This is a genomic window from Microcoleus sp. D2_18a_B4 (assembly GCF_036702475.1).
Lineage (GTDB): Bacteria > Cyanobacteriota > Cyanobacteriia > Cyanobacteriales > Microcoleaceae > Microcoleus.
The window spans coordinates 1-2,226 of the sequence record NZ_JAUBTL010000138.1 but is presented as its reverse complement, the minus strand read 5'-3'; the positions used below and the strand labels follow the sequence as shown (position 1 = coordinate 2,226).

Below are 2,226 nucleotides of genomic sequence, written 5' to 3'. Positions count from 1 at the left end.
AGGTGTGAACTTAAACGCTTAGAGATAACGATTACTCGCTTTGAGTGGTCTGGAGTAGCTGCAATACCTCGGATTACGCCGAAATACTACGGATTGGTGCTACTCTGTCAGAGGCAAAATTTTTCGGTGCTGGGGATCTCGCGACCGATCGTTGGCAACTTTTCGACCCGGAGACCCGTATTTTGATAAACTGGATACAGCACAGCAGTCAGGAGAACAGACTTAGCCATGACCCAATCCCAAAAACCCATCGTTATTGCTCCATCCATATTATCAGCCGATTTTAGCCGTCTTGGAGAAGAGATTCAGGCTGTCGATCGAGCTGGGGCTGACTGGATTCACGTAGATGTGATGGACGGTCGCTTTGTTCCTAATATTACTATCGGGCCGCTGATTGTTGAGGCAATTCGCCCTGTTACTACCAAGGTGATCGATGTCCACTTAATGATTGTGGAGCCGGAGAAGTACGTCGAGGACTTCGCTAAGGCTGGTGCTGACATTATTTCGGTTCACGCCGAACACAATGCTTCGCCTCACTTGCACCGCACCCTCGGCCAAATTCGGGAATTGGGCAAAATGGCTGGTGTGGTTCTGAATCCTTCGACACCGCTGGAGTTGATCGAGTACGTGCTGGAACTGTGCGATTTGGTGCTGATTATGAGCGTCAATCCCGGTTTTGGCGGTCAAAGTTTTATCCCGGCTGTTTTGCCGAAAATTCGCCAGTTGCGTAAAATGTGCGACGACAAGGGCCTCGATCCTTGGATTGAGGTAGATGGCGGTTTGAAGGGGAACAATACTTGGCAGGTTCTGGAAGCGGGCGCAAATGCGATCGTCGCTGGTTCTGCTGTGTTTAAGGCGAATGATTACGCAGCGGCGATCGAGGGTATCCGCCACAGCAAGCGCCCGACTCCTGAGTTGGCTGCGGTTTAATCAAAGATTTTTCCAGTTTTTCTGGTTTTTCTCGTTCCCAGCCAAAGCAGGCTGGGAACGCATTTTTAGACTCGGTTTCTAAGACTCAGGAATTACTTATTTCGAGACAGAGGCGAGAATGCTTTCCATCTCAGAAAGCTCGACCGCCCCGGAGAAAGTTTGACCGTTCATAATAAAGAAGGGAGTGCCTTGAATGCCCAGTTGTTGAGCGAGTTGCACGTCTTTCTCAATGGCGGCTTCGGCGGCGGGGCTGTTGCGATCGGTGTTGAATTTATCTAATTTTAGATTGAGCTTTTGGGCGATCGATGCGTACAATGGTTCGCCTAACTGTTTCTGCCCTTCAAACAAAGCGCTGTAATATTCCCAGAATTTGCCCTGCTGTTGGGCAGCCCAAGCTGCTTTAGCTGCTGGCAGCGCTTGAGGGTGAATAGAAGTCAAGGGTAAATGCTTGTAAGCTAAAGTAACTTTGGCCTGGTGTTTTGCCATAAACTGCTTGACAGTATCGTGAGCGCGCGCGCAAAAGGGACATTCAAAGTCAGAGAATTCTAAAAGTACAATCTGCTGCGAAGCTGAACCCGTGGTGGGAGAATTCCCGATCGAAGATTTGGGATTAGTTTTCATCTCCTGCAAAAATGATTCCTGCGCTGCTTTGAGAGACTGCTGCTGCTGTTGCTGGTACCCTTGTACCGACTCTAAAATTGCTTGCGGGTTTTCGCGGATCACCTGCAAGACTTGCTCTTTGAACTTGGGATCGACTGAATTGCCAGCCGCTGACTGCGCGGGGGAACAACCGATAAATACCAGGCAACCTGCCAGGAGTACAGCCAAGCAGAAGGCTTGCTGGCTGCGGAGTTTTCGCCAAATAGTGGATAAGTTCATCTTTTTTTTCTGATTCACGACAACACTTAATCCTACATTTAATTTTGCGGAGTGTCAGGTATACCGCTGTTGACTGCTGTGCAGTTATTTTTATCTATGACCAATATTTATTCAGTGGCAATCGGTAATTGGTAGTCGGTAATTGGCAAGGGGTGTTAATCACCCGAACACCGACTAACCTAATAATTAATATTTAAATTATTGGAATTTATTATAATATAATTTCGCATCCAACGACTCCAATAAAAAAGGTTTGTAGTGAGGGCTTTAGTCCCGATCATATTCTGAGGACTCAAGTCTTAACTACAAACGCGGTCATGGTTATTTTACAGGACGAGATGTGACATCACTCCGACCTGAAGGTACGGAGCTTCTAAGAATCACTTCTTAGATTTCCTAGTTGTTCCCTTGCGGGTT

The 2,226-nt window shown here is 47.5% G+C and carries 3 protein-coding genes; 2 read left to right on the top strand and 1 reads right to left on the bottom strand.

The features are described from left to right. Together QUB04_RS32325 and rpe are read left to right on the top strand one after the other, a co-directional pair. Positions 1-186: hypothetical protein (locus tag QUB04_RS32325; protein ID WP_333290742.1), on the top strand; the 186-nt coding region annotated here is incomplete at its 5' end. Positions 187-228: 42 nt separating this feature from the next. Beyond that, entirely contained in the window at positions 229-930 is a 702-nt protein-coding gene (gene rpe / locus QUB04_RS32320; RefSeq protein WP_006632078.1) for a ribulose-phosphate 3-epimerase, read from the top strand. Between the two features lie 96 nt (positions 931-1,026). On the opposite strand, the gene QUB04_RS32315 is transcribed toward rpe, so the two are convergent. Further along, on the bottom strand, positions 1,027-1,809 hold the full coding sequence (locus QUB04_RS32315; protein WP_333290741.1) for a DsbA family protein: 783 nt from the start codon (positions 1,807-1,809) through the stop codon (positions 1,027-1,029). Between the last annotated feature and the right edge of the window lie 417 nt (positions 1,810-2,226).